The following is a 26234-nucleotide window of genomic DNA, read 5'->3' as shown; positions in this document are numbered from 1 at the left end:
CAGCAAGGCTGACGAAAAGCAGCAAAAATCCAAAAAGGACTGCTCCAAATGGGTTAAACCCGCTTCGGAGCAGTCCTTTTGTTTAGCGGTTTTATGCTCTAAGCAGCCTGTCCGTTTCCTTCAGTACCTCAGCCGCCTTGCCATGAATGACGAGGTCAAATCGGTCGTCGAATGGCGTCTCATCCATGTTGATAATCGCAATCTTGCCTTTTGCCTCAAGCGGTAATTGATTGACCGGCGATACGCGCAGGCTCGTCCCGATGATAAGCAGTAAATCAGAGCGGGCGATTTCTGAAAATGCCTTGCCCCATACGTCCTGAGGCAGCATTTCCCCAAATAGGACGATATCCGGCCGAAGCCTTCCGCCGCATGATGAGCATGGCTTCTTCTCTAAGAATGCCTCAAGCGTCGATGGTGTCCCGCAATGATGGCAGTAAATATGATCCAGGCTGCCATGCAGCTGGGCAACATTCTTGCTTCCCGCCCTTTGGTGTAAATTCTCTACATTTTGCGTTGCGAGAAACTTTAATGTACCTGCTGCCTCCCAGCGTGCCAATACCTTATGCCCTTCATTTGGCGAAATGCTCTGGAGCTGCTGTGCAATACGCTGCCCATAAAAGCTATGAAAGGCGTCGTAATCGTTATCGATTGTATCAACATGCGAGACGGTAAACGGATCGTACTTTTTCCATAAGCCTTCAGATGAACGAAAATCGGGAATGCCGCTCTCTGTGCTCATGCCTGCCCCGGTTAACACAACCATGTGCTTTGCGCCTTGCATTAGCGCCGCTAGTTGCTCTGCCTGATTCAACGAACAGGCCCCCTTTCAAATCTAATCAAAATCACTGCTAGTATTCATTAGTCTGTCTGGTTTCTGTGACATGTCCAACGGGTCTTGTCTAACTCTATTGTAACAGAATTCCTCTTTAAGAAAAAAAGAGAGAAGTTATACAAAAACAAAGGATTTTCGCGCTATTTTACGGATAAATTCACTTAAAATCTACACTCCGCAGCAGCTTTCATCTATTTCCTCGGAAATTCTACAGCTTTTCATGCATATTTATCTGAAAAAGTCGAAAAATACTTAGTTAGGCGTGTATAGTTTGTTGGAAAATTGTTCAAAATGATTGCTGAGGTGATGATAGAATGAGAGATGGAGAAAAGAAACAATCTTCTCGAAAGGTAGTGCGCTTATTTCAAAAGCGCTGGGTATTTCCAACCCTTTATATCGCTTGTGCAGCAATTATTTTGACGGCAGCCCTTTGGTATCAAGCATCGAAGGATCCGAAGCAGCTTAGCCAAAAGCCATCTGCCCCATACAGCCAGCAGGACAATCCGACTATCTCGGTAGCGAATCCGTCGGAAATCGTGAAAATGCCGGCAGCTGATGCAGATCAGGTTGTAGTGAAAACGAAATTCTATGACGACAAAGCAAATGCAAAAGAACAGGAAGAAGCACTCGTATTCTATAACAACACATACTCTGCTAACACAGGTATTGACCTTGCAGCGAAGGACGGTTCAGCATTTGATGTAACAGCTGCGGTAAGCGGTACAGTAACAAAAGCAGAGAAGGATGCATTGCTCGGCTATGTTGTCACAGTTGAAAGCGGAAATGGTATTACAACATTCTACCAAAGCTTGTCTAAGCTGGAGGTAGAGCAAGGCGATACAGTATCGCAAGGCGATGTGCTTGGTCAAGCAGGTATGAACGAATTGAACAAAGAAGCGGGCAACCACGTTCACTTCGAAATTCGCAAGGACAATGTTGCGGTAAATCCGGAAAGCTACTTTGAAAAATCAGTTGCTGATATTAAAGTTGAGCAAGTGAGCACAGAGGCGAAGGAAAACAGCAATCAGCCTGCTGAAGAAAAGCAGCCTGCTAAGGACGAAAAGAAGCAAACTGAAGAGGATAGCACATCCTCTGATAGCAGCAAGAAGCAAACAACTGAAGAGGATAGCACATCCTCTGACAGCAGCGAGAAGAAAACAACTGAAGAAGGTACATCTTCTCAAAGCGACACATCTTCTTCTGAAGCTGGAGAAAGTACAACACCATAAAAAATATCCCCTGAGGGCTGACCTCAGGGGATATTTTTTGGCTCTGTTTCTTGCTGCAATATGACCAATTATATCTCATTTTACTGCGGCATTATTACTTTTTTGAATCAGTTCCTTCCAGCTTCATGAAATACTTGAGAATAGACCAGCAAATTAAACCTAGTATCCAGTAAATGGGAAAAGAATAAAAATGCTTCCATGTTATTGCCTTATATACATGTAGCCACTCCATAAATACTTCTGCTACAAAAGCCAGAAATGCTGACAGCAGACCCGTAAAGAAAAAGAACCTTTTAAAATCACTTCCCCATCTTTGATACACGAGCATAAAAGGAATGATGACAACACCAATATCGTAAGGATATAATTGCGGGTACAAATAAGGGGTAAGACGAACAGGATATGTCCATACCAAAGCATTGCTTCCTATCGAGTCAAGAATAGTCGCAGCAATACCATAGAACAAACCGAATGATGTTATTTCTATTATTCGCTTTTTATTAACCAGCTTCCACCAAATAAGCGGCGGCAAAAAACTTAGGATGACTAAGAACCACCATTTTGGAGTTAAGTAATTGTGAGCACGCCAATAGGCTTGAAGCGTTTCATAAAATTTTCTCTCTACTTCTAGCACTTCGTTTAAGGAAATGGAGCTTAGAACATATAGATTTAAAAAATCAAAAATAAAATAAGTCATGAGCAACACCGCATTCTAATATTTTGCTACTTATTCTAACCAAACAATCACGAAATAAAAGGTGCTTATTATGCCAAATGGTCCAATTCCGCTTTTCGCAGCCTGCTTATACATTTTTTCTGTAATCTGGGCTCTATGCCTACATATACATAGTAAGAAAAGGAGGAATATAGGGATGTCTCTTATTTTTGCTATTGCGGTAGGTATCGTATTTTGGTTTATTATGTTTGCGCTCTACTGGCTCGTTACAGGCGACTCTAAGATGGATGCAAAGCATTCACCGCAGTATTTGGTCGAGGAACCATACGATGAAGCCGTGGAACGAAGCCGCTGATGGCACTCTGGCAGTGCCTTTTTTTAGGAAAGGATACTTTTTGGAGAATCAGCGCCTAGCTCCGCGCAGTCAAATAACCTTCCCCGTAAAAGTCAAAAAGCGCCTCATCGTTTGAGAATTGTCCCCTGCCGCGAGTGAAAGGCCGATTTTGCTTTTTGATTTATGTACAGAAACACGTATGGTTTCCCTGTATAATAGAGGCAAAGGGGGGAGCGAGATGACGGATTTGCTGGACGGGGAAGAACGATATTATCCAAAACCAAATCATCCAGGCTCAGGGATTGAGATTACGAATGTTCGTATTACAGCAAAGGGCAGTGTGTATTCCACAAACTATATTGCAAGCATCAGAAAAGACCAAAGTAAGAAACGAAAGCGCTGGGAGATCCTGTGGAGTATCGTAGCTGTCATGTTTGCGCTGCTGTTTGGCAGGGATCTGATTGAACAGGAGGTGAACCTTCTGTGGGCTATTCTCGGCATTCTTTTTGGCATCTATGCTTATTTTCTATATAAAACCGATGTACAAACCTATTTCATCCAAGTAAAGATGACAATGGGAGACGAGATTTCCCTTTCGTTCAAGGAGGATAAGGATCGTGACGAAGCCTTCCAAGCCCTCAGCAAAGCACTTGCCTTTTGGCGCATTCATCAAACACCAATAGAAACCGAAACAAGAATGGAACGATTTCATTCTTAATCAAACGTTTGATTAAGAATGAAATATAAACAAGCTCACTTTTTAACGCTTCCGCTTTTTTTGTATCATTTTGCGAAATCCATGCGAAGTAGAAGATAGCTTGTACAAGGGCGTGTAAACCTCGGTTTAGCAGGCTCTTTTTGTTTACCTAGAGACTGTCCTTCTCAACATTCCTCTAAATTTTCAAGAAAAATTCACCTTTTCTCATAAAAACTTGTAATTTTTGTCATCTTAGTCCGCAAAAATGCACTCATTGTAGCATATAACTCGAACACGCACAATACAATGTTATAAAGTGAGACGGCTATCCAATGGCTGTCGAGCCAACCGGGCTGCAGACAATGAGCGCGGAATAAACTCAACAAAGAGAGTGTTTGAGGTGAGAAATCGTGGAACATTTCATGATAAACAGCAAGGATTCGAAGACTTATGACCCACACTCGAACTTACTTCCATGTACAGTGCAGCGAGTCTCATTTCACACTTCTCACATCCATTTCAGGGAGGCGAGTGGTGTGCACGATTACATCAAAGAGAGAACTATCAAGATTGGAAAGTATATCGTGGAGACAAGAAAAACGGTTCGCGTGATTGCGAAGGAATTTGGCGTATCAAAGAGTACCGTTCATAAGGATTTAACGGAACGGCTGCCTGAAATCAATCCTGAGCTCGCAAATGAAGTGAAGGAGATTTTAGATTACCATAAATCGATTCGCCACCTTCGCGGCGGGGAAGCAACAAAGCAGAAATACCGCAAGGAAGAAACGGAAAAAACGGTACGGCAATAAGGAGATTCCCGCAAACTCTCCAGTCCACCTTGAAAAGCATTAATCGAAAAATCTTAATACACTTGTTACGTTTACGTAAAACTTATGATAAAATCTTAAATTAGGTGTGAAAAGAATTCGGTGCTCGATATGAGTGAAATAACCAAGGAGGATTTGGCAGGAATGTTTGCGAGAGATATTGGAATCGACCTTGGCACGGCCAATGTATTGATTCACGTGAAAGGTAAAGGAATTGTATTGAATGAGCCGTCTGTTGTCGCAATTGACCGCAATACGGGAAGAGTATTGGCAGTAGGTGAAGAAGCAAGACGCATGGTAGGACGTACACCTGGCAATATTGTGGCGATTCGTCCGCTGAAAGACGGAGTAATTGCAGACTTTGAGGTTACAGAAGCAATGCTGAAGCATTTCATTGATAAATTAAATGTGAAAGGCTTCTTATCTAAACCTCGTATCTTAATCTGTTGCCCAACGAATATTACATCGGTTGAACAAAAAGCCATTCGTGAAGCAGCTGAGAAATCAGGCGGAAAAAAGGTGTACTTGGAAGAAGAGCCAAAGGTGGCTGCGATTGGAGCCGGAATGGATATTTTTCAGCCAAGCGGGAACATGGTTGTGGACATCGGAGGGGGTACAACAGATATCGCGGTGCTTTCGATGGGCGATATCGTAACCTCCTCCTCCATAAAAATGGCGGGCGATAAGTTTGATTCAGAAATTCTAAGCTATATTAAGCGTAAATACAAGCTTTTAATTGGAGAACGGACTGCGGAGGAAATTAAGATTAAGGTCGGCACAGTATTCCCAGGTGCACGTAAGGAAGAGATTGATATTCGCGGACGTGACATGGTATCAGGCTTGCCGCGCACGATTACAGTTGGTTCAGAAGAAATCCAACAGGCGCTCAAGGAAAATGCGGCTGTCATTGTACAAGCTGCCAAAGGTGTTCTAGAACGTACGCCTCCTGAGTTATCTGCTGATATTATTGACCGCGGTGTCATCCTGACGGGCGGCGGTGCACTGCTGCACGGCATTGATATGTTGCTTGCGGAAGAATTAAAGGTACCGGTGTTAATTGCAGAGGATCCGATGCAATGCGTTGCAATCGGAACGGGCATTATGCTTGATAATATCGATAAGCTGCCAAAGCGCAGTTTGATCTAAGGGAACAGAGATTGACCTGACAGGTGCGTTATGTGCTTGTTAGGTCAATTTTTTTATTAGACTCTCTTATATATTACGAATGATGCTGCGTTGAAATAAACAGGAAAATCAAACCAAATACATATGGAATGCGCACCATGACTTCCTGTTACTTTTTTGTAAAGCTATGACAGAAATGGTTTTTATGTTAATCTATTTGGTGTGACAGCAGAGCCTGTGTAGAATCAGCATGAGGGTAAAGCTAGGAAGAGCAGGATTGTGTGATATGGATGAACAAGGGTGCTGTGAGAAAAGTCTCTTAGCATAGGTATAGAAAATGAAAAATTTTCTGTATTCAGAAGAAAGTATTTCTATTGCATAATAAAAAGGAATTTCGATGAGGTAATAAAGGGTATGAAGATGAAGGTAAAACAGGATAATATAATACATCAAGCATTACAAAGAAAAGTGGTTACAGTATGATTGCGTTGAGAACAGTATTTCAGGAACAATTACAAAACTTATATTTAATCTGGCGTCTTTCTCTGTATGAAGCAAAAAAAATATATGCGGCAAATGTGCTTGGCAACGTTTGGGTGTTTCTTGCTCCGGCTTTGCAAGTAGCTGTATATTGGATTGTATTTGGCCTGGGCATTCGCCAAGGGGCTGCCGTAAACGGTGTACCCTTTTTAATATGGATGCTTTGCGGCTTAATTCCATGGTTTTTTATTAACAATGGCATTGGGAGAGGGACGAATTCAGTTCATTCCCGTCTAAGTGCGGTATCGAAGATGAATTTTCCTCTTAGCGTTATTCCGACCTATGTGATATTAGCACAGCTTTACTCTCATTTGATTTTGCTTAGTATTTTGTTTGTAGCTATTATCGCTAGTCAAGGATTGCCGACGTGGCATTGGTTTGGAGTTGTATATGGGGTAGCGGCAACGTTTAGCTTCTTAATAGCGGTTGCATTCGTTACTTCTACTTTGGCGACAGTTGTAAGGGATATTGCGCTGCTTGTCCAATCCTCGACACGTATGCTGTTTTTTTTGACTCCGATTTTATGGGAGCCGAAGGAAACCATGCCAGAGAAATTTCTATTGCTTATTCAAATTAATCCGATTTACTACCTGATTGAAGTATATAGGGGAGCTTTAGTATACCAGGATGTATCTATTATTGCTTCTAGCTATACTTTATACTTTTGGGGTATTGTATTGCTTCTTTTTATGCTGGGGGCAATGCTTCATATTAAATTTCGAAAACAATTTATTGATTACTTATAAAAGGTGAAAGCCCATGTATAAAGTGCAGTTTAAAAATGTTACAAAAAAATATAAGATGTACAACAAGCCTTCTGAAAAGCTGAAGGATTTATTTTCCCGCAAAGAAACGGGAGAATACCATTATGCTTTGAGCAACATTTCGTTTGAGGTAAACGAAGGTGAAATTGTTGGGATTATTGGATTGAACGGATCTGGAAAAAGTACGCTTTCCAATCTCATTGCAGGTGTTACAATGCCGAATAAGGGTCAGATCGATATTAAGGGAACAGCGGCGTTAATCGCGATTTCATCGGGCTTGAATCCGCAATTAACAGGGCTCGAAAATATTGAGCTGAAGGGCTTGATGATGGGGCTGACGAAAGCGCATATAAAAAAAATCACTCCTAAAATCATCGAATTTGCTGAAATCGGGAAATTTATTAACCAGCCTGTGAAAACATATTCAAGCGGAATGAAGGCGCGTCTCGGTTTTGCTATTTCCGTTAATATTGACCCGGATATTCTCGTGATTGATGAAGCATTGTCTGTTGGAGATCAATCCTTTACGGATAAATGCCTGGAGAAAATGCAGGAATTTAAAGAAAGAGGAAAAACCATTTTCTTTATCAGCCATTCCCTGTCTCAGATTAGAAAGTTTTGTACGAAGGCGTTATGGCTTCATTACGGTCAATTGAGAGAATTTGGAGACTTGAATGAAGTGGCTGCCCATTACAAAGCTTTTGTAGATGAATACCGCAAGCTAACAACGCAGGAAAAAGAGCGCATGAGAGAAGAGTATCAAAGGCAAGCGCTGGAACAGGATCATTTGGGTGTGTCACCGACTCTTGGAAGCAGAAAAAAGAGAGCAGCTGTCAAGGGCTTCAGTGTATTAGCAGCGGCTGCAGGAGTTACCGCCATGCTGCAATATAAGGACGGCGTGGAGCAGCAGAAAAAAGCTGAGGCGATACAAACATCCATGCAGCAACAAGAAGCTGTGAAGGAAGCAGCAAAGGAGTCATCAGAGCCATCACGCTTTGCTGTAAATGGAAGCGAAGTGCTAATCCGGAAAGAGCCGGGCTCTGAAGCAGCAAAGCTTGACGTTGCAAACTTTGGGGAGGTATTCCTCGTCAAGGGACAGGAGAAGGATCCCGTAAAGGATGGTACATGGTCACAAATCACAACCGCATCGGGACAGACGGGGTGGATTAGCTCGCAATTTTTAACACAGCTTTCACTGCCGCCTCTTCCTGATGAAAAGCTAAGCGTCTTAGACAGTACATTCAGCAATCAATTTGGTGCAGCTCCGCTTCGATTTGCCGCCTATTTAGGAGAAACATGGGACGAAATGAAGGAACGATACAAAGGAGAGCTTTCTGAGTTAAGGCCAGCAGCTAAAGGCCAGCAGATTGCCGATTCGGACAATGTTCGATTTGTGATTTCCGGACAAGCTGTAAAGGAGGTACGGTTCATGGATGCCTCTATGGACTTGACTGATTTGAAGCAGCAGCTTGGAGAGCCTTCCTTAGTAAGCGGGGATGCGTACTTTTATGAAACAGCCAGCTATTATGTAACGGCCAAATCCGGTGAGAAGTCAGATAGTCTCCAATTCACTATAATAAAAAAATAATAATTACCGCAGAATACACCTTTATTTCGAATAGAAATCTTCGGAAGGAGGTGTATCTGCACATATCGTTCGAGCATATGGAAGCTTCAAGTATCTTTTCCGTTACATAGTTGTAAATTGCATAGGGATTGTGTATGATGTTCGTATAAATTTGTAATATTTATATAATGCAGATACAAATTGCTGCTGCCTTTTATAGCTAGAGCGTACACGATTGGTTGAAATGTTTTTGAAATGGAATTATTTTGAAATATTTTATTCACTCTTATAGATAAGATACCTTTGTGTTGTTTGAGCAAGCAAATCTTGTTGTTTCGGCCTTTTCCCTTTCTCGTTGGAAATGAAGCATAATTCGTACGAACTCACCGTAGAGTTTAGTGTTATTTGTATGCTGTATTTCCAAAGAGAAAGTAATAAGATGCACTTTATAATTGAAAGCTTTTTCATGGTTTATTACAAAAATTAACACGCGTGATTGTGTTTACAGATTGATTGAATTTCGATATGATTGCTTTCGAGCCCAGTTGAAAGAAACAACGAGCTTGTAAGTGAAGTTGGAGGTATAAATGGCAAATTATTTATTTCTGAGAGGAAATCGAAATAAGAAATTTTTTCTCGATATTGCAAATGAATTGCAAAAAAATGGCCATACATGCTATCAAATTAAATTTGAGCTGGGCGAATTGTTATTCAAAAGCAACATATTATCTGCATTTGCTCCGTTTAAGGTGTCTCAACAGGTCTATCCAATTACAGATGAGACACTTCTTTCTATGCCAATTTATAATATCACCTACAGACAAAGAATCTTAAAGAAACAAGTGTCTCATAAAGAGCTTTATATATATATAAGAAGTATATGTACTTTATTGATCGGTTTATTGAACAGTATAATATTGAAGTCATTTGTTTGTTTAATGGTTTTCATTGGATTGATCAAGTGACAAAATATATTGCAGAGAAAAGAAATATCAAAATTTATTACTTTGAAGACGGGTTATTTCGCCCTTATACGGTAACATGCGATCCGTCAGGCATTAATGCCAAGGCATCAGTGCCAAGGTCTGCCGCATTTTATGATGCGTTACAGATCGATAAGAAAAGGCTGGAGCATTTTTTGTTCAAGCCGGAAAATCCAATTTTTCTAAATCGGCATAAGGAAAGCCTTTGGAAGGTTGCGGCAGTTAAGGCAGTCAGTATGTTTGGCAGTCTGATAGGACTGCATCCGAGCTTTTATGTGCATATTACGCTATGGCAGGCCATGAAGTATTTTATATATAAACAAATCTTTCGCTATCGAAAGCCGGATTCCGTTGATTTGCCTGAAAAATACGTTTTTCTTCCTTTTCAGGTTTCAAGGGATACCCAAATTTTCTATAATTCACCTTATGTAAAAGATATGGAAGAATTATTGGATTACGTGTATAATGCTATAAGTGTGTACAACAAAGCACACAATAGCAATTTAAAAATTATTGTAAAAGAACATCCTGAGGATTTACCTCGAAATAATTATAAGCAATTAAAGAAAAGATATGCGGACAAGCCGGAAGTTATATTTGTCCAAAAGTATGATGTGAAAAAACTGATTAAAAATGCCGTAGCAGTTATTACGATTAATTCTACGGTTGGAATAGAAGCACTAGCGCAGTATAAGCGTGTTATCACGCTTGGCGATGCGTTTTATAATATTGAAGGGATTGTAGAGCACTGCTCTTCTCCTAACGAGCTATACGCTGCATTAAAGAAGGTTTTCAGCAAGAACGTGAACAAGGAAAGAATCGCTAAGTTTCTATACTACCTAAGGTTTCACTATCAGGTAGAAGGAACGATTAACTCTTCGAGTGAGGCTACAGCGAAAAATGTCGTGCAACGTCTTACTTTGTAGTCTATGCTATATATGTGAACCAACTATATTGTTGTGAAATAAATCATATAAAGGGGAGTGTCTCATTTGAAGGCTATCGGAGTGATTCCTGCAAGATACGGATCAACGAGATTTCCTGGCAAACCGCTTGCGATGATTGCAGGAAAGCCAATGATCCAGCATGTGTATGAAAATGTAAAGAAAAGCAGCGGCTTAGATGATGTAGTTGTAGCAACTGATCATGAAGACATTAAGCAAGCTGTAGAAGCATTCGGCGGCAAGGCTGTTATGACGAAAAAGGATCATGAAACAGGCTCTGACCGTATTGCAGAGGTTACTTCGCAAATCGAAGGAGACTTCTTCGTCAATATTCAAGGGGATGAACCGCTTATCCATCATAATCTGATCGATGCACTTGTGGCGACAGCGCGTGAAGCTGAAAACGCGGTTGTAACTGCCAAGACAAAGATCAAGGACGAGAAGGATGTAGCGAATCCTAACGTCGTGAAGGTTGTAACAGATAATAATGATAATGCGTTATACTTCTCACGTTCTCCAATTCCGTACAATCGGGCGCAAAAGGAAGTAACGTACTATAAGCACTTAGGAATTTACGCGTATCCAAAGGCTGTTTTGAATGAGTTTGTAAAGCTTCCTCAGTCGAAGCTTGAGGAATTAGAAATGCTTGAGCAGCTCAGATTACTTGAAAATGGCTATACGATTAAAGTAGTGGAAACTACCTATGATGCAGTAGGTGTTGATACACCAGAAGATATTGAAAAAGTAGAAAAAATCCTAGGAGGCAAATAACATGACTAATCAAACTGAAGTAGTATTAAACGAAAACATTAAATTTGGCGGAAATAACCCATTCGTATTAATCGCTGGTCCTTGCGTAATTGAGAGCGAAGAGCTTGTAATGCAGGTAGCTGAGCAAGTAAAAGAAATCACAACAAAGCTAGGCATCCCGTACGTATTCAAAGCTTCTTTTGACAAAGCAAACCGTTCTTCCATCTACTCAAACCGCGGACCTGGTTTAGAAAAAGGTCTTGAAATTTTAGCGAAAGTAAAAGAACGCTACGGATTGCCTGTTACATCTGATATTCATGAATCCTACCAAGCAGAAGCAGCAGGAGAAGTATTGGATATCCTTCAAATCCCAGCTTTCCTTTGCCGTCAAACAGATCTTCTTGTAGCGGCTGCAAAAACAGGAAAGATCGTAAACGTGAAAAAAGGACAATTCCTTGCTCCATGGGATATGAAAAACGTTGTAACAAAGCTTCAAGAGTCTGGCGCAAAAGGCATCCTATTAACAGAGCGCGGTTCAACATTCGGATACAACAACCTTGTTGTAGATATGCGTTCTCTTGTAACAATGCGTGAGCTTGGTGCTCCAGTTGTATTTGATGCAACACACAGTGTTCAAATTCCTGGCGGAAACGGTACTTCTACAGGCGGAAAGCGTGAATTCGTACCATATTTATCTCAAGCTGCTGCAGCTGTCGGCATTGACTCTATCTTCATGGAAGTGCATCCAAACCCAGACGAAGCATGGTCTGACGGTCCAAACATGGTAAGACTTCATGAATTAGAAGAAGTATTAAAGCCAATTAAAGCAATTGATGAAATCATTAAAAACAATCGCTAAAATCCTTTATCGAAATAATATTAAATAAAAATAAATTCAGGAGGGAAACACGGAATGTTAGAGATGAATGCACCTGTACGTGACTTTACAGCTGACGTTGTTGAGGTTTTGGAAAAGGAAGCACAAGCGATTTTAAATCTAAAGGAAGTAATCGGTGAGTCCATTAACGACGCGATTCAAATGATTTTAGATTGCAAGGGCAGAGTGGTAGTTACAGGTATGGGTAAGTCTGGAATTATCGGCCGCAAAATCAATGCGACATTAGCTAGTACAGGTACACCATCTCTGTTCCTTCACCCTTCTGAAGGCTTGCACGGAGATTTAGGGATGGTTACGGCTGACGATGTTGTCATTGCCATTTCAAACAGCGGAGAAACGGAAGAAGTATTGAACTTATTCCCATCCATTGAGCGTATCGGGGCTAAGATCATTGCGATTGTGAAAAACCCTGACTCTACCCTAGGAAATAAAGCCGATGTTGTACTAAGCATTGGCAATGTGCAGGAAGCATGCCCGCTTGGCTTGGCGCCGACGACGAGCACAACTGTAACGTTGGCGCTTGGCGATGCGATTGCAGTTGCGCTTTTGAAGGCGAGAGGCTTCCGTCCTGAAGACTTTGCTTTATATCACCCAAGCGGTTCGTTAGGAAGAAAGCTTCTTCTAACAGTACGCGACGTTATTCAAGCAACAGGCAAGAATCCGGTTGTATATGCAACGGATTCTATTAAAGAAGCATTATTCCTTATGACAGCACAAGGAATGGGAGCTACAAGCGTTGTAGACGAAGATAATAGACTTGTAGGTATCGTAACAGATGGAGACATCCGAAGAGCGCTGGCTTCATCGATGGATATTCTAAATCGCAAAGCTGTTGAGCTGTGCAACCCGAATCCGTATGTGGTACAAGCGGATATCTTAGTAGCACGTGCGCTTGAATTAATGGATCAAATCAAAGTTAACGTTCTTCCTGTTTTAGATGAAAATAACCGTCCAATCGGCATGATTCACCTTCATGACCTTATGAACCTAGGACTGTAAAACTATGAAACAGATTAAATTAATTGTTTTAGATGTAGATGGCGTATTGACGGATGGAAAGCTTTATATCGGTTCGGACGGCAATGAGACAAAAGCATTCCATACGCAAGACGGCATGGGGCTTAGCTTAGCCCGCTACGCTGGGATTAAACTGGCTATTATTTCAGGCAGAGCGTCTGAGGCGGTAACAAAGCGTGCAAAAGAACTGAAATTTGATTATGTTTACCAAGGTATTCATGATAAAGTGGACGTACTGCATGAGATCGTAAGCAGCGAGGGAATCAGCCTTGAAGAGGTATGTTATGTTGGTGACGACATTAATGATTTGCCAATTCTTCAGATTGTCGGCTTCCCTGCAGCACCGAATAATGCAGTTGAGCTTGTAAAGCAGCACGTGGATTTCGTTTCAAAGGCGAACGGCGGCGAAGGTGCTGTTCGTGAAATCGTTGAATATATGTTGCGCGAAACATATGACTTTAATGCAATTTTATTCGAATATTTAAACGGAAAAGTGAAAATTACACAATAATTAAGAGGAGTGGTTTCTGTGATTACATGTCCAATTTGTGAAAAGCATTCTCGCCTGCAGGAGGCAATTTATGAGGATGAGGATTGGTTTGTGACTCATGGGCCACTTTCTTCACAAGTTTTAGGTTATATGTACATTGAACCGAAGCGCCATGTTGAGCATTGGGCAGACTTTACGGATAAGGAATTGTCTAAGCTTGGATTGTTGGTGAAGCGCCTGGAAATAGCACTAAAGCAGGAGCTGCCTGTTGAACGTGTGTACACTGTTACAATTAGTGAAGCAGTTCGGCATTTGCACGTTCATGTTATTCCAAGGGAGAAGGAGAATGATGTGAAAGGTCTCCCGCTCATCCAGCAGGCGACGCAACAGTCTGGCAGCGGAGAAATTACGCAGGATGAAATAGATCGCTTAGTCAATAAATTAAAGGAATATATGTCATAATATATGCCAAGCGGTAAGTTAAATATTGTCATGTACGTATGATGTACAATCCTCCACCTTCAGCAATATGTATAGCCTTTATGCTGTATACTATTTCTTGAGGGTGGATTTTGTTCGTTTTCTAAATTGGGGGGCAGAAAACAACAATGGAATGAAAATGAACTAGGGGGTACAAAAGTCTTGAAGAAATTATTGAAACGGGTAAAAAGAAAAGTAGTACGAATTATAAATCAAACGGACGCAAATAAAAATCCAAATCAAAAGGCAGATGCAGTGAAAAAGCCAAATCCAAATCAAAAAGCAGATGCAGCGAAAACGCCGTCTGTGAAGAAGCCTAAGAAGGTTGTTAAAAAGCCATATGAAGAAATAGGTGCAAACTGGAAAACTAATGATAAGCCTGTTGCTTTCATGTTCGGCTTCAACCCATGGAAACGTGAGCATATGAGCAAGTTCTTCTCTGAGTACCGTACTGCATATGTATTCGGGAAGGCGAATATGGAGAGCTTGCTAAAAGCTTTTGATTCTGAGCCGGAAAAGGTTTTTATTGTTTGGGGATTTAAAGAACCCGAGGAGGTTCTGGAATATGCGAACGAGCATAATGTAACGCTGTACCGGGTTGAGGATGGCTTTGTTCGTTCCGTAGGTCTTGGAGCGGCGCATACATTACCGCTTTCTATCGCGGCGGATTCTCGAACGCTTTACTTCAATTCGCGAGAGGCTTCAGATTTAGAGGTGTTGCTGGAAACACATGATTTCTCTCAGGATGAAGAGTTATTGGAACAAGCAAAGCGCTGCATGGACATGTTAATCAACATGGGAGTGAGTAAGTATAACCATGCTTCCAGAAAGAACATAGAAGAGATTTATGGCGAAAAGACGAAACGACGCATTCTTGTTATCGGGCAGGTGGAGGATGATGCATCCATCCGCTACGGCTGCGCAAAGCCAATGACAAATAATGATCTTGTTTGGGCTGCGTATAACGAGAACCCTGATGCAGAAATCATCTATAAGCCGCATCCAGATGTTCTAGGAGGCTACCGTAAAGCTTATTCAGATCCGATGGCAGTTTCTCATATCGCGAAGGTTATTACAGAGCCGTTAAGCCTTGTAGATGCCTTCGAAACAATTGACCACGTCTATACGATCACTTCCCTTGCTGGATTTGAAGCGTTGATCAGGGGAATTTCAGTTACATGCTTTGGTGCTCCATTCTACTCTGGCTGGGGACTGACAGACGATAGACAGCCTTGTGAAAGAAGAACGCGCAAGCGCACAGTTGAAGAATTGTTCGCAGCTGCTTATATGCTATATCCAAGATACTTGCATCCGGAAACAGACGAGTTAATCGACCTGGAAGAAGCGATTCAACTTCTGTACGATATGATCGCTCAAAGTACGTTTGCAAGCGGCGTAGAGAAAAAAGAGAAGAAGCAATTTGAGGCTGCTGAAGCTCTTCTTCGCCAGGCTGTGAAGCAGTGCAAGGATAGAAATCTGGCGATAGAATGGAATTTAGAGCTGATTCAAGTTCTTCATGAATTAGAAAACTATAAAGAGATGCTTAAGACTAGCGAAAAGGTATTGAAGAAGTGCTACACTGGTTCCCGCCAAGCTATGCTTCATCATCAAATTGCGCTGGCATATAAAGGCTTGGGGAGATATGACCTCGTAGAAGAGCACTTACAGACTGCTCTAAACTTAGATCGCTCCTTCGAGTATCTAAATACAATGATCGATTTTATTTGGGAAACACAGGGTCCTTCGAAGGCTTTGTTCGGCTATGTAGAAGAAGCATTAGCCAGCAGCGAGGACATTTCCAAGGAGCTTTTGCTGAAGTATGCGGCTATTTACCATAACGGCGGCCATTATACAAAAGCAATGGACCTGTGCCGTGATGCCAAGGTTAAGAATGCAAACATTCCTTATTTGGCGCTTTCCGCTTCAGAAGGCTACAAAAAGAAAGTATTACAACAAGACTTATCCTTCGAAGAGCAAGTATACGACAAGCTTATGTCCATGGAAGGAACCTTTGAGAAGCTTGTGAAAAACGCAGCGGGCAGCATTTGCATTGTTGGAAATCACGGATCTCAGGAGACTGAAAAAGGAAACTTCATAGACCAGCATCAGTTAGTCATCCGCCTGAAGGATTTCACAACAGATTATCCAGCTGCTCTGCATACGGGAACAAAGACAAATGTCTGGTTCAAAAAAGGCCTTGATCCATATGCAGTGAGCCAGGAAAAAGAAATCGCTCATTTAGATCTGGTGCTTCTAAGCGATGTCAATGCGATTCATAGACAGCAAAATAGTACAGACATGTTTATCAGCTACTTGAAGCAAGGAAAATCTGTTCAAACATACCCTCAGAACTACTACAGCGAATTGGTTTCTCTCCTTGGACAGCGTCCAAGTGAAGAAATGATGATTTTATATTGGGTATACAAAATTCAAGGCCCTCTTTCAAAGGATGCTGTTATCGGCTTCCCGCATGAAAGTGCAAAAGCATCTGAAAAAGATGCAATTGGAAGAGAAAAGAAGCTATACGAGAGCTTGCTGCAAAAGCAGGCTTCACATATTGTGTAATACAAGATCAGATTTGATTGTATCTTGATCACAAAAGGGGCAATATAAGGTTGCCCCTTTGTTTCATTTTTTAGATCGAATAAAGAATATACGAGGGCTTTTGGAAGGTGCTTGCATGACATACATAAAAAAACTGAAAAAACTAATAAAAAAAATCATTAAATTTTGCCTATCGATTCTAATTATCCTTGGCTGGAAATTCAGGCCTATGAGGCAATCAAGCAAAACGATGGCTTTTGTATTCCGCACATCCCGCTGGAAGCATCCTTATATCCCTGCTTTTTTAAAGGAGTATGACATTCGGTTCGTCCCGTTTGACCAAAAGCTGAAGTTCTTACGGTACGAATTAGAAAAGTATCCTAATAAAGTGTTTGTGATTTGGGGATTTGATGAGGATCCAGAAATATGCGAGTATGCAAACAAGCACGGCATTCCTGTTTACAGAATGGAGGATGGCTTTGTCCGCTCCGTCGGCCTAGGCTCGATGCATACCCCGCCCTTTTCTATTTGCTTGGATAAAACAGGCATGTACTTTGATTCTACAAAGCCTAGCGATTTAGAGAACATCTTAAACCATTATGATTTTCAAAAGCATCCGGACCTGCTAGCTCAAGCAAGACGCTGCATGGATCAGCTGATCCAGATGGGCGTGAGCAAGTATAATCACGTGCCGCAAAGGGGAGTAGAAGAAATCTATGGCCCCAAAACAAAAAAGAGAATCTTAGTCATCGGGCAGGTAGAGGACGATGCATCGATTCGAAAGGGCAGCGACAAACAGTGGACGAATTATGATTTGGTTCGATTTGCCTATGATGAGAATCCGGAAGCAGAAATTATCTATAAGCCGCATCCTGATGTATTAACAGGGCGGAGACCGAGCCGATCAAGCATGGATGATGTAAGAAAGCTTGCAAAGGTAGTTGAGGAGCCTCTAGGATTAGTGGATTCCTTTCAAACGATTGATCACGTCTATACGATCACATCCTTATCAGGCTTTGAAGCACTCATTCGGGGATTGCCTGTCACAACCATCGGCGCGCCGTTCTATTCAGGGTGGGGACTTACAAATGACCGCCAAATTGTAACCCGCCGCAAGAGAAAATTAACGATCGAGGAGCTGTTTGCAGGAGCTTACATTCTCTATCCAAGGTATATCAATCCTGAGACAAAGGAAACCATTACCCTGGAAGAAACCATTCAGCAATTGATAGAACAAAGACAAAAACAGCAAGCGTGACAAACAAGCCGAGTTCTTCGCGTGAAGAACTCGGCTTGTTGTGCTCTATATCCAAATCAACCATTCAGCTTCCAAAACTCCCACCAATGTTTTTTCCGCGCCAGGCTTTCAATGGATTTTTGCGTTAAAGCTGTTCTGAATATGCTCATTTCATCAAGCTGACCATTAAAGTAGTCAGATAAGGCCGGGCTTCTGCCAATCACATCCTCTTCTGCAGGCTTGCCCCGTTGATACGTTGTACTGCCAAACCGTACAGGAGAGCTATCCCTGGCTGTTTGCTTCACTCCATCTATATAAAGCTTGATATCATCATTTTTAAAATCTAAAACTCCTGCAATATGGTGCCACTCTCCAAGCCCAATGCCTCTTATCGGAAACTCCTTCTTGTAAAACTCATCAGATGCTTGGCTGCGTCCTGATACTTGAATGGATCGTGATTTTCCATTGAACATCAGCTCAACACCAGCAGTGTTTGCATCGATTCTGGAGCCAAAAAGGTACATTGTCTTAGGTTCAAGCGTTGCAATGTTGACCCAGCCTGCTATCGTGACGCCTGTTGCTCCATTCAGATAGGAGCCGACTGTATAATCCAGGTCAACTGAATCATCGAAGCCGTCAAAGCTAAGGCCCTTTCCTTTATAGCCTGAAGCCCAGCTTGCACCGTGCAGGACGCCAAAGTTGTTATATTTCGATGAATCATCCGCCGCATTGCCTTTCCCCTCATTAAAGCTCCACTGTCCAACCAATTCGTCTAGCTCTCCCTCCGGAGAAGGCTCACGAGGCGTCTCTTTCTGTTTAAAATTATTTTTCAAATAATATAAATGTCCATCCTCTGCACCAATTAACAGGTCGGGAACGTCGTTTTTATCCCAATCCACGATGGTAGGGAAGGTTTCATGCCCAGCCAGGATGCCCTCGGCCACATCGCCCATATTTCTAAACAAGAACGGCTCGTCCTTTGTTCCGACATTCAGAAGCAATTTAATATTCGGACGGCCATTTACAAGCAAATCAAGCTTTCCATCCCCGTTCCAATCCACCATTGTAAATTTTCGCCGGCCGCTGCCGCCTGCAGTCTCGACATTCATTTGGAGAGGGCCCTTCGGCGCATCAATGGCATTTCCGTGACGGTCAAATTTAGATGAACCCTTTTCCCCGATAAAAATTCGTTTGCCGGGAAGCAGCTTTAATTTACCTGACACCTTTTTACGTTCAAAAAAGGAAAGATAGCCTTCATGGTCAAGCATAACTAAATCATTCAGCCCATCCTTATTCAAATCAATTACATACGGATTGGTTCGCCACTGGGTTACGAGATTATTTTCCTCCGGATCCCACCAATTCCATTCTGGCTTTGGGGCTTTGCCTTTCCACTCAACCTCAATAGGCTGTGCTGCAGCTAACCTAGGCTTTGTACGGGTTCCTATATTTTCGTACCACAGAACCTTCCCCCATATACTATTGACTAAAATATCGGGCAGGCCATCCTGATTCCAATCCGCTACCGCAGGAGCTGTATAGCCCCATTTCGCCTCTGCCGGTCCCTGAATGGAGCCCTTAGGCCCTGCTATTATCCGAATCTCTTTTCCATCAGCCTTTAAATAGACAGGTGCCGCCCACTTTGGCGGATTCCCGCCATCAAGATTTTCGATAAAGCTAATCCTGCCTGCTGCATCCCCGACAATTAAATCGTCCTTACCATCCCCATTCCAGTCGAAATTGACAGGATTGGCGAGTGCGCTAATCTTAACGTTATCCGCCGCTTGCCGGAAGAAATAAGGATCCTTAAATATCGGTTTTCCATTCACCGACTTGCCTGTATTCTCAATTAATGCGACTCGTCCGCCCTCTTCTCCGACAATCAAATCTGTAAAGCCATCCTTCGTCCAATCAATCGCTGTAACAATCAGCACCTGCAAATCCATCTTAATAATCCCTGTTTTATTTTTCACATACTGTCCTGCAGCATATTTAGGCTTTGTACGAGTCCCTATATTTTCAAAAAAGGTAAGCTTATCAAGAAACTCTCCTGTAATAATATCCAGCTTGTGATCGCCATTAAAATCGGCAACAACCGGAGAAGGATTTCCATATACATCAATCGGCTTGCCGCCCGCCTCAACGAGAACGGGCTGCTTATAATCCGGCTTTTTATTTGTACCAGCGTTTTCGATGTAATAGATATAACCGTGTAACGGGCCGTTCGTCCACTTTCCATTTTTATCGAACGCATCCTCCCAGCCATAATCAATCCAATCGCCAATTCCGACAATTAAATCCAAAACACCGTCTCCGTTATAGTCCACATAATTCCATTCATTTCCGCGGATCCTTCCGTCCTGATTATGAACTTCCCCTTCAAACGGTATTGGCTCGCTCGGATACAGCCCCGTTTTCTTAATATCAGGGTACACCCTCCCAGGGGTGGTCACGATCGGCTTATCGCCATCATATGAGATTGTCACATTACTCGCGCCATGACTAATACGAACAGCCGGCTTAAATAAAGGGTGCTTCACATCCCCGCTTATATTTTCAAAATAGTACAGTCCGTTATAAGGATCATCATTGGACACAACAAGCAAATCATAATCCCCGTCATCATCATAATCCATAGGCAATGGCTGAGCCCAAGCCCCTACAGCTAAATCAACAACAAGATCTGATTGATTGTATTTCACCCGTTCTAACGAGGGGCTGCTCACAGCCTGCTGCTTCTCTGCCGAGTCATCTTGATTACAAGAGAATAATATACCTGTCAATATAACGATCATTACGAACAAAATAGTGAGCTTCTTACCCATTTTGACTTTCTCCTTGACTTAATGATAGATTCAAATGCTAATGCACAAAGGATTAGAGAGCTAATCCCCGGCTATATGTAAAAGCAGCTAGTATTGTAAAATCACTTATCGTAAGAATAGAAAAGCAAAGCATATGAATATCCCTCATTCCTATTCAGCACGGCATATAAAGCAGTGCAGCAGAATGATTGCTAAGGGCATAATGGTAAAAACAATCCTTCGTTATTTTACCATATTATCTAAAAAAGGTAGCTTATTTCGAGCATTGGATTTACAGAAAAAAACCAATGCTCTATATTGCTTTCTACAGCAGATGCATCCAGAAAATGTAAGTATAACAGCTGAGGCAGGAAAAGTATAGAACTGTATGCTCTTTATATACAAATGAATTTCGTATATTTCTTTTTACACCAGTAAAAGATAGAAAAAAAGGAGTAGATTCCCTTAATATTGTTTCATTAAAATCTTCTAAGAATATCCTATTTGGCGATATCATATGGTAAAATGCTGTCTTAGGTACAAACTAATTTCACTACGATCCAAGTTGAATCTAATCTTCTATTGGTTTCTAACATTACATATCAGAAAGGAGAACTGGTTGATTTATTAAATTAACCAGACACATTTCATCATGACCGTAACGAAAGAGGAACTTTTAAAACAAGGTATTTGGATTAATGATATAGAAAATCTTGCGAAAAAATCTAAAGTTGTATTTGAACCGCCTGTTAGGATTTTAAATACTGTAATTTCTAACTCTGGGGTAATAGGGGCCTATACAAATATTCGAGGAGGAGTCATTCGAAATCTGAAAAGCATCGGAAGGTTTTGCAATATTGCTCCTGGTGTGACGATAGGCATGGGAGAACACCCCCTTACTTACTTAAGTACACATAACTTCCAATACGAGAAAGGCTTCGGCTTTGGCTTTTGGGAAGAGGCTGCGAACTTTAAACCAGGAGCAGCTCCTATGCCAAGTAAAGAGAATCCCATCATTGGGAATGATGTATGGCTTGGCGCAAATGTTACGATTTTGAAAGGAGTAACAATAGGCGATGGGGCAGTAGTCGGAGCCGGGTCTGTTGTTACGAAAGATGTCGCCCCTTATGAAATTGTCGGCGGTATCCCCGCAAAGCATATTCGATTCCGATTTGATCCTGAGATCATAGAAAGGCTCCTGGCCATTCAATGGTGGGACTATACATTAGAATCATTAGAGGGAATTAACTTTGCCGATATTCATGAGGCTTTGAAGCAGCTTGAAGAACGAAAAGCGCAAGGGCTATTGATTCAAAGAAAACGGCCGAGAGTCAAGGTTGTGAACCGTGAGATTGTTACAACTAGACAAGCCCAAGTCAAGAGCACTCTAACAGAAACAGCTCCTCAAAGTGCAGAGGAGAACGAAATTGTAAAAGCAAAAGAGAACGAAATTGTAAAAGCAGAGGAGAATGAAACGGTAAAAACTGAACAGTAATATAGGGAACTTCCTTCTCATGTATGCGGGAGGGAGTTCTCGCTGTTACATTACAGATGGATAAATGCGTAAATAGTTTAAATTAGATTGATAGTAATGTGTTATGAGTAGCTTTTATTCCTCCATATAGTCCTTTTTATGGGGATATTCGAATGTTCTAGGAGTGTGCATATGAAGAAGACGAAAATTTTGGTGGTTATCTCAGTCGTACTGGCATTTCTTTTGGGAGGGGGCTCCTTTTGGCTGTTTAATAAGAGCTCAGAAGCTAAGGCCAAGCCCGCTGCCAGCAAAATGGTTTATGAAAAATTACAAGAAGGCAAAGACCTGAAATACTTAGTAGTTGGAGACAGCATTGGAGAGGGCGTTGGCGCATCGAGTGAAGCAACTCGCTGGCATCCCTTGCTAAATCTATACCTAATTGACAAATATAAAGCAAAGCCAGATGTAACGTTACTTACTAAGGGCGGATCCGACGTCTTCGATGGGTTAGTAGAATTAAATAATTTCAAAACAGGTACGAAATACGATTTGATTTTTGTCAGCTTTGGCCAGAATGATCAAGGATCTTTACCGATCGATAAATTTAGAGAAAACTATAGTACCCTCTTAGAAACCTTAATCAAAAGATTTCCTGACGCACAAATTGTTACCTTCGTTGAAAATGCTCTGAAAAAGACGGAATACAAAGATGAAATCAAGAGCCTTTCTGCAAAATATGGAGCAATTTCGATTGACATGCAGGAGGCATTTAAACAATCAGAAATCAATGTAAAAGACCTAACGACAGACGGTATCCATCCAAACGATAAAGGCTATAAAATTTATGCAAACACAATTAGTAAAGTGTTAACTGAGAGTGAACAAAATCAGGATAAGCTAAACAAACCGACTGTACAAGTAACGGGCCCTGTTCAAAAAATGAATATTACAGCAGAACCAAGCAAAACGAAGGGATTTCAAGAGAAAAGCATTCAAGAAGATACGAAGCTAGCTAACTACGTAGTTAGTGACACCAGCAAGTCATATGTAGAATATAAAGTACAAACAGACAAGCTGCTAGGTGTTTCAATCGTAAGCAACATAGACGGCGGAGAATTTGATGTGTATGTTGATGGAAAGAAGGTTAAAACCCTAAGCACTTTCTCCAAAAGACGTGCAATACGCCACCTGCTCATTGACGAACCTCTGGAAGAGGGAAAACATACAGTAAAATTTGTTGTTAAGGATCAGAAGGATTCTGAAAAACATGATGTTAGAATTGCAGGTATTATTACAAGATAACAAGGGAATCCATTGATAGAAGAGTGGAAAATAAACAGGGGAGCAGCTCCATAAGAGGCTTGCTCCCTCCTTTTCCTTTCTGTTCTTTTTCACCTTATGAAAGCGATTTTAGAAAGCGTTTTTATAAACACCTATATAATGGAAGAAACTCGGAATTTTTTTTAATTTATAAAGATTTATTTTATTTATATTCCTGCTGTATGGAACAAAAAATGTAATTCTTGGTAGTGTGTTTTTATTTCTTCTATTATATATATGTATGTTTGTATACATGAATGATGCGAGTAAAATCTCTTGCCGTTATACATTCACAAAACGGGGCAACAATGGGATAATAGATGATGTACATTACCGCGGCATCAGCATCTGACATGCCGCATAAAGGAGAGAAACAAATGCTAGACATCCAGCAAATTAAAGAAATCATCCCGCACCGCTATCCGTTCTTGCTCGTTGACCAAATTCTAGAGGTAGAAGAAGGACAGCGCGCTGTCGGCATCAAAAACGTAACGGCAAACGAAGAATTCTTCAACGGCCACTTCCCTGACTTCCCAGTAATGCCAGGCGTTTTAATCGTAGAAGCATTGGCACAGGTTGGCGCAGTCGCGATGCTGAAAAAGGAAGAAAACCGAGGCAAGCTTGCTTTCTTTGCAGGAATCGATAACTGCCGCTTCAAACGCCAAGTGCGCCCTGGCGACCAGCTTCGTCTTGAGGTTGAAATGACGCGCGTACGCGGTGCGATCGGCAAAGGAAAAGGTGTCGCAACCGTAAATGGCGAGGTTGCGTGTGAACTGGAAATGACATTTGCACTTGGAAAATAAGGACCGTCCACGGACGGTCCTTATTTATTTATAAATTCAGAATTTGGTAAATTTTACACTGTAAAATTTGGATATTTTAAGTTGTGAAAATATTGGATAGCTTGTATTATTCTTCATATGAGCCTACAATGTGGTTATTCTTCTTTGTTTTAACACCTTGAAGTTGCTATATAAAGGCATTCATTGAAACTTTGTGGATACCTTTAAACTTAATTTTTATTAAGAATGTAAGAATTAATAACACAATGCAACACAAAAGTATGAAAACTTACAAAAACCTTAAAAATTTTACATATTTATCCTTGTAAGGGGAAGGTAATGTATGTATTATATTCTATGTAAGTAAATCCGATACATATTTATCATGATATTACAATATGAAAAATACGATATTTCATAGTAAATGTTACTTAATTCACAAAATGTTCATAAGTTTTGACAATATCTTACAAGGAAATGGGAGGACATCCATGGAAGAAACTATTAGTCTAAAAGAGTTATTTCAGGTTTTGCGAAAGCGGTTGTCAATGATTGTTGGCATTACTTTTGCAGCAGCGCTTGTGAGTGCCATCGTTAGTTATTATTTTCTGACTCCAATCTATCAATCTTCTACGCAAATCCTAGTAAATCAGAAGAAGGCAGATAACGCCGCATTTCAATACAATGAGGTTCAAACAAACCTTCAATTAATTAACACATATAGTATTATTATTAAAAGTCCAGCTGTTTTAGATGAGGTGAAAAGCAAACTAAATCTAGATATGTCTGTGCAGGAATTAACAAACAAAATTTCAGTTGCAAGCGAAAAGGATTCACAGGTTATTTCGGTGACAGTGCAGGACTCAAATCCTGAAAAGGCACGCGATATTGCAAATACAGTGGCTGCCGTATTTAAAGACAGAATTGTTCAAATCATGAGTATAGATAATGTTACAATCTTGTCCCAAGCAGAGATAGTAAAAGGACAGGCTCCTGTAAAGCCACGACCAGCATTGAATGTTATCATTGCTTTAGCAGTCGGCTTAATGGCATCTGTCGGATTAGCCATTTTACTAGAAGCTTTGGACAACACCATTAAGAGAGAACAGGATATTGAAACTCTTCTCGGACTACCTGTCCTAGGGGTTATAACAAAAATGGAAGAGAATAAGGAAGGTATATCAGCAGCAGTTGCGAAAGTGAGGGAACGTACAATTGGCTCTTAATTTTAAACGAAAACAAAAAAAACAAACACAGCGTCAGCTAATTGCTCATAAGCAGCCGAAATCACCGGTTTCAGAGCAATATCGCAACGTACGAACAAATATTCAATTCGCAGCTGTTGATACAGATTTGCGCTCTTTCCTTGTAACATCAGCAAACCCGGCTGAAGGAAAAACAACCACAACGGCTAACATTGCAGTTGTCTTTGCCCAGCAAGGAAGAAAGGTGCTATTAATTGATGCTGATATGCGCAAGCCGGCTATGCATACGCTGTTCCGTGCAGACAACATCTTAGGCTTAACAAGTGTTCTCTCTAGACAAGGAACCTTGCGAGGCTGCGTACGTCAAACCGAAGTAGAGAACCTTGACTTTCTGCCAAGCGGCGCTGTTCCGCCGAACCCAGCTGAGCTGCTTAGTTCAACAGCGATGAGAGACCTGCTTACAGAAGCAAAGGGCGAATATGATCTTGTCATTCTTGATACACCGCCAATCCTTGCAGTAACGGATGCACAGGTTCTTGCCAATCAAGTGGATGGCAGTGTGCTCGTTGTACGCAGCGGACAAACGGATAAAGACACAGCAATAAAAGCAAAAGGTCTATTGGAAAACAGCAAATGCAAATTGCTAGGTGTTGTATTAAATGATAAGGAACAAAGAGAACATCAATATTACTATTATTACGGCAACAAATAACAT

23 protein-coding genes are annotated in these 26234 nt (G+C 41.3%); 20 read left to right on the top strand and 3 right to left on the bottom strand.

Going from position 1 to position 26234, the window contains the following annotated elements; translation table 11 throughout:
• Positions 1-91: 91 nt before the first annotated feature.
• The gene (locus AC6HZ4_RS26015; RefSeq protein ID WP_497492781.1) at positions 92-811 is read right to left on the bottom strand and encodes an SIR2 family NAD-dependent protein deacylase; all 720 of its coding nucleotides are present in this window, start codon (positions 809-811) and stop codon (positions 92-94) included.
• Between the two features lie 335 nt (positions 812-1146).
• Here AC6HZ4_RS26015 and spoIIQ point away from each other — a divergent pair, with 335 nt between their 5' ends.
• Complete coding sequence (spoIIQ, locus tag AC6HZ4_RS26010; protein WP_497492780.1) at positions 1147-2061, top strand: stage II sporulation protein SpoIIQ; 915 nt, start codon at positions 1147-1149, stop codon at positions 2059-2061.
• Between the two features lie 94 nt (positions 2062-2155).
• Here spoIIQ and AC6HZ4_RS26005 read toward each other — a convergent pair whose 3' ends face one another.
• Positions 2156-2758 carry a CBO0543 family protein gene (locus AC6HZ4_RS26005; RefSeq protein WP_497492779.1) on the bottom strand — a complete coding sequence of 201 codons (603 nt, stop codon included), beginning with the start codon at positions 2756-2758 and terminating at the stop codon, positions 2156-2158.
• Between the two features lie 175 nt (positions 2759-2933).
• On the opposite strand from AC6HZ4_RS26005, the gene AC6HZ4_RS26000 reads away from it, so the two are divergent.
• From AC6HZ4_RS26000 to AC6HZ4_RS25935, 14 genes are all read left to right on the top strand, one after another.
• Positions 2934-3092: a hypothetical protein gene (locus AC6HZ4_RS26000; protein ID WP_497492778.1), complete on the top strand. Its 159-nt coding sequence runs from the start codon at positions 2934-2936 to the stop codon at positions 3090-3092.
• A gap of 217 nt (positions 3093-3309) precedes the next feature.
• The gene (locus tag AC6HZ4_RS25995; RefSeq protein WP_497492777.1) at positions 3310-3789 is read left to right on the top strand and encodes a hypothetical protein; all 480 of its coding nucleotides are present in this window, start codon (positions 3310-3312) and stop codon (positions 3787-3789) included.
• 515 nt (positions 3790-4304) lie between these two features.
• On the top strand, positions 4305-4577 hold the full coding sequence (gene spoIIID, locus AC6HZ4_RS25990) for a sporulation transcriptional regulator SpoIIID (protein WP_129727545.1): 273 nt from the start codon (positions 4305-4307) through the stop codon (positions 4575-4577).
• A 162-nt stretch (positions 4578-4739) separates the two neighbouring features.
• Positions 4740-5741, top strand: a complete 1002-nt coding sequence (locus tag AC6HZ4_RS25985) for a rod shape-determining protein (RefSeq protein ID WP_497492776.1) — start codon at positions 4740-4742, stop codon at positions 5739-5741.
• A 458-nt stretch (positions 5742-6199) separates the two neighbouring features.
• Complete coding sequence (locus tag AC6HZ4_RS25980; RefSeq protein ID WP_497492775.1) at positions 6200-7006, top strand: ABC transporter permease; 807 nt, start codon at positions 6200-6202, stop codon at positions 7004-7006.
• Positions 7007-7019: 13 nt separating this feature from the next.
• Entirely contained in the window at positions 7020-8612 is a 1593-nt protein-coding gene (gene tagH / locus AC6HZ4_RS25975; RefSeq protein ID WP_497492774.1) for a teichoic acids export ABC transporter ATP-binding subunit TagH, read from the top strand.
• An 859-nt stretch (positions 8613-9471) separates the two neighbouring features.
• The gene (locus tag AC6HZ4_RS25970; RefSeq protein WP_497492773.1) at positions 9472-10500 is read left to right on the top strand and encodes a capsular polysaccharide export protein, LipB/KpsS family; all 1029 of its coding nucleotides are present in this window, start codon (positions 9472-9474) and stop codon (positions 10498-10500) included.
• 57 nt (positions 10501-10557) lie between these two features.
• Positions 10558-11289: a 3-deoxy-manno-octulosonate cytidylyltransferase gene (kdsB, locus tag AC6HZ4_RS25965; RefSeq protein ID WP_497492772.1), complete on the top strand. Its 732-nt coding sequence runs from the start codon at positions 10558-10560 to the stop codon at positions 11287-11289.
• Position 11290: 1 nt separating this feature from the next.
• Complete coding sequence (gene kdsA, locus AC6HZ4_RS25960) at positions 11291-12127, top strand: 3-deoxy-8-phosphooctulonate synthase (protein WP_497492771.1); 837 nt, start codon at positions 11291-11293, stop codon at positions 12125-12127.
• 54 nt (positions 12128-12181) lie between these two features.
• Positions 12182-13165: a KpsF/GutQ family sugar-phosphate isomerase gene (locus AC6HZ4_RS25955; RefSeq protein WP_497492770.1), complete on the top strand. Its 984-nt coding sequence runs from the start codon at positions 12182-12184 to the stop codon at positions 13163-13165.
• Between the two features lie 4 nt (positions 13166-13169).
• The gene (locus AC6HZ4_RS25950) at positions 13170-13694 is read left to right on the top strand and encodes a KdsC family phosphatase (RefSeq protein ID WP_497492769.1); all 525 of its coding nucleotides are present in this window, start codon (positions 13170-13172) and stop codon (positions 13692-13694) included.
• Positions 13695-13712: 18 nt separating this feature from the next.
• A complete protein-coding gene (locus AC6HZ4_RS25945) occupies positions 13713-14135 on the top strand; it encodes an HIT family protein (protein ID WP_497492768.1) in 423 nt (140 codons plus the stop codon).
• Between the two features lie 180 nt (positions 14136-14315).
• On the top strand, positions 14316-16718 hold the full coding sequence (locus AC6HZ4_RS25940) for a capsular polysaccharide export protein, LipB/KpsS family (protein WP_497492767.1): 2403 nt from the start codon (positions 14316-14318) through the stop codon (positions 16716-16718).
• Between the two features lie 208 nt (positions 16719-16926).
• On the top strand, positions 16927-17955 hold the full coding sequence (locus AC6HZ4_RS25935) for a capsular polysaccharide export protein, LipB/KpsS family (RefSeq protein ID WP_497492766.1): 1029 nt from the start codon (positions 16927-16929) through the stop codon (positions 17953-17955).
• 56 nt (positions 17956-18011) lie between these two features.
• Here AC6HZ4_RS25935 and AC6HZ4_RS25930 read toward each other — a convergent pair whose 3' ends face one another.
• Positions 18012-20759: an FG-GAP-like repeat-containing protein gene (locus AC6HZ4_RS25930; protein WP_497492765.1), complete on the bottom strand. Its 2748-nt coding sequence runs from the start codon at positions 20757-20759 to the stop codon at positions 18012-18014.
• A gap of 631 nt (positions 20760-21390) precedes the next feature.
• On the opposite strand from AC6HZ4_RS25930, the gene AC6HZ4_RS25925 reads away from it, so the two are divergent.
• The 5 genes from AC6HZ4_RS25925 to AC6HZ4_RS25905 all read left to right on the top strand — a co-directional run bounded on the left by AC6HZ4_RS25925 (position 21391) and on the right by AC6HZ4_RS25905 (position 26231).
• Positions 21391-22233 (top strand): CatB-related O-acetyltransferase, encoded by an 843-nt coding sequence (locus AC6HZ4_RS25925; protein WP_497492764.1) that lies wholly within the window; start codon positions 21391-21393, stop codon positions 22231-22233.
• A 171-nt stretch (positions 22234-22404) separates the two neighbouring features.
• On the top strand, positions 22405-23514 hold the full coding sequence (locus AC6HZ4_RS25920) for an SGNH/GDSL hydrolase family protein (protein WP_497492763.1): 1110 nt from the start codon (positions 22405-22407) through the stop codon (positions 23512-23514).
• 395 nt (positions 23515-23909) lie between these two features.
• A complete protein-coding gene (gene fabZ, locus AC6HZ4_RS25915) occupies positions 23910-24335 on the top strand; it encodes a 3-hydroxyacyl-ACP dehydratase FabZ (RefSeq protein WP_497495840.1) in 426 nt (141 codons plus the stop codon).
• Between the two features lie 470 nt (positions 24336-24805).
• The gene (locus tag AC6HZ4_RS25910) at positions 24806-25540 is read left to right on the top strand and encodes a YveK family protein (protein ID WP_497492762.1); all 735 of its coding nucleotides are present in this window, start codon (positions 24806-24808) and stop codon (positions 25538-25540) included.
• Entirely contained in the window at positions 25530-26231 is a 702-nt protein-coding gene (locus AC6HZ4_RS25905) for a CpsD/CapB family tyrosine-protein kinase (protein WP_497492761.1), read from the top strand. Before AC6HZ4_RS25910 ends, AC6HZ4_RS25905 begins: the two co-directional genes overlap by 11 nt.
• Positions 26232-26234: the final 3 nt, after the last annotated feature.

This window comes from Ectobacillus sp. OTK, assembly GCF_059698935.1.
Note: the sequence above shows the minus strand (reverse complement) of the source record. Positions and strands in the feature narration are given on the sequence as shown.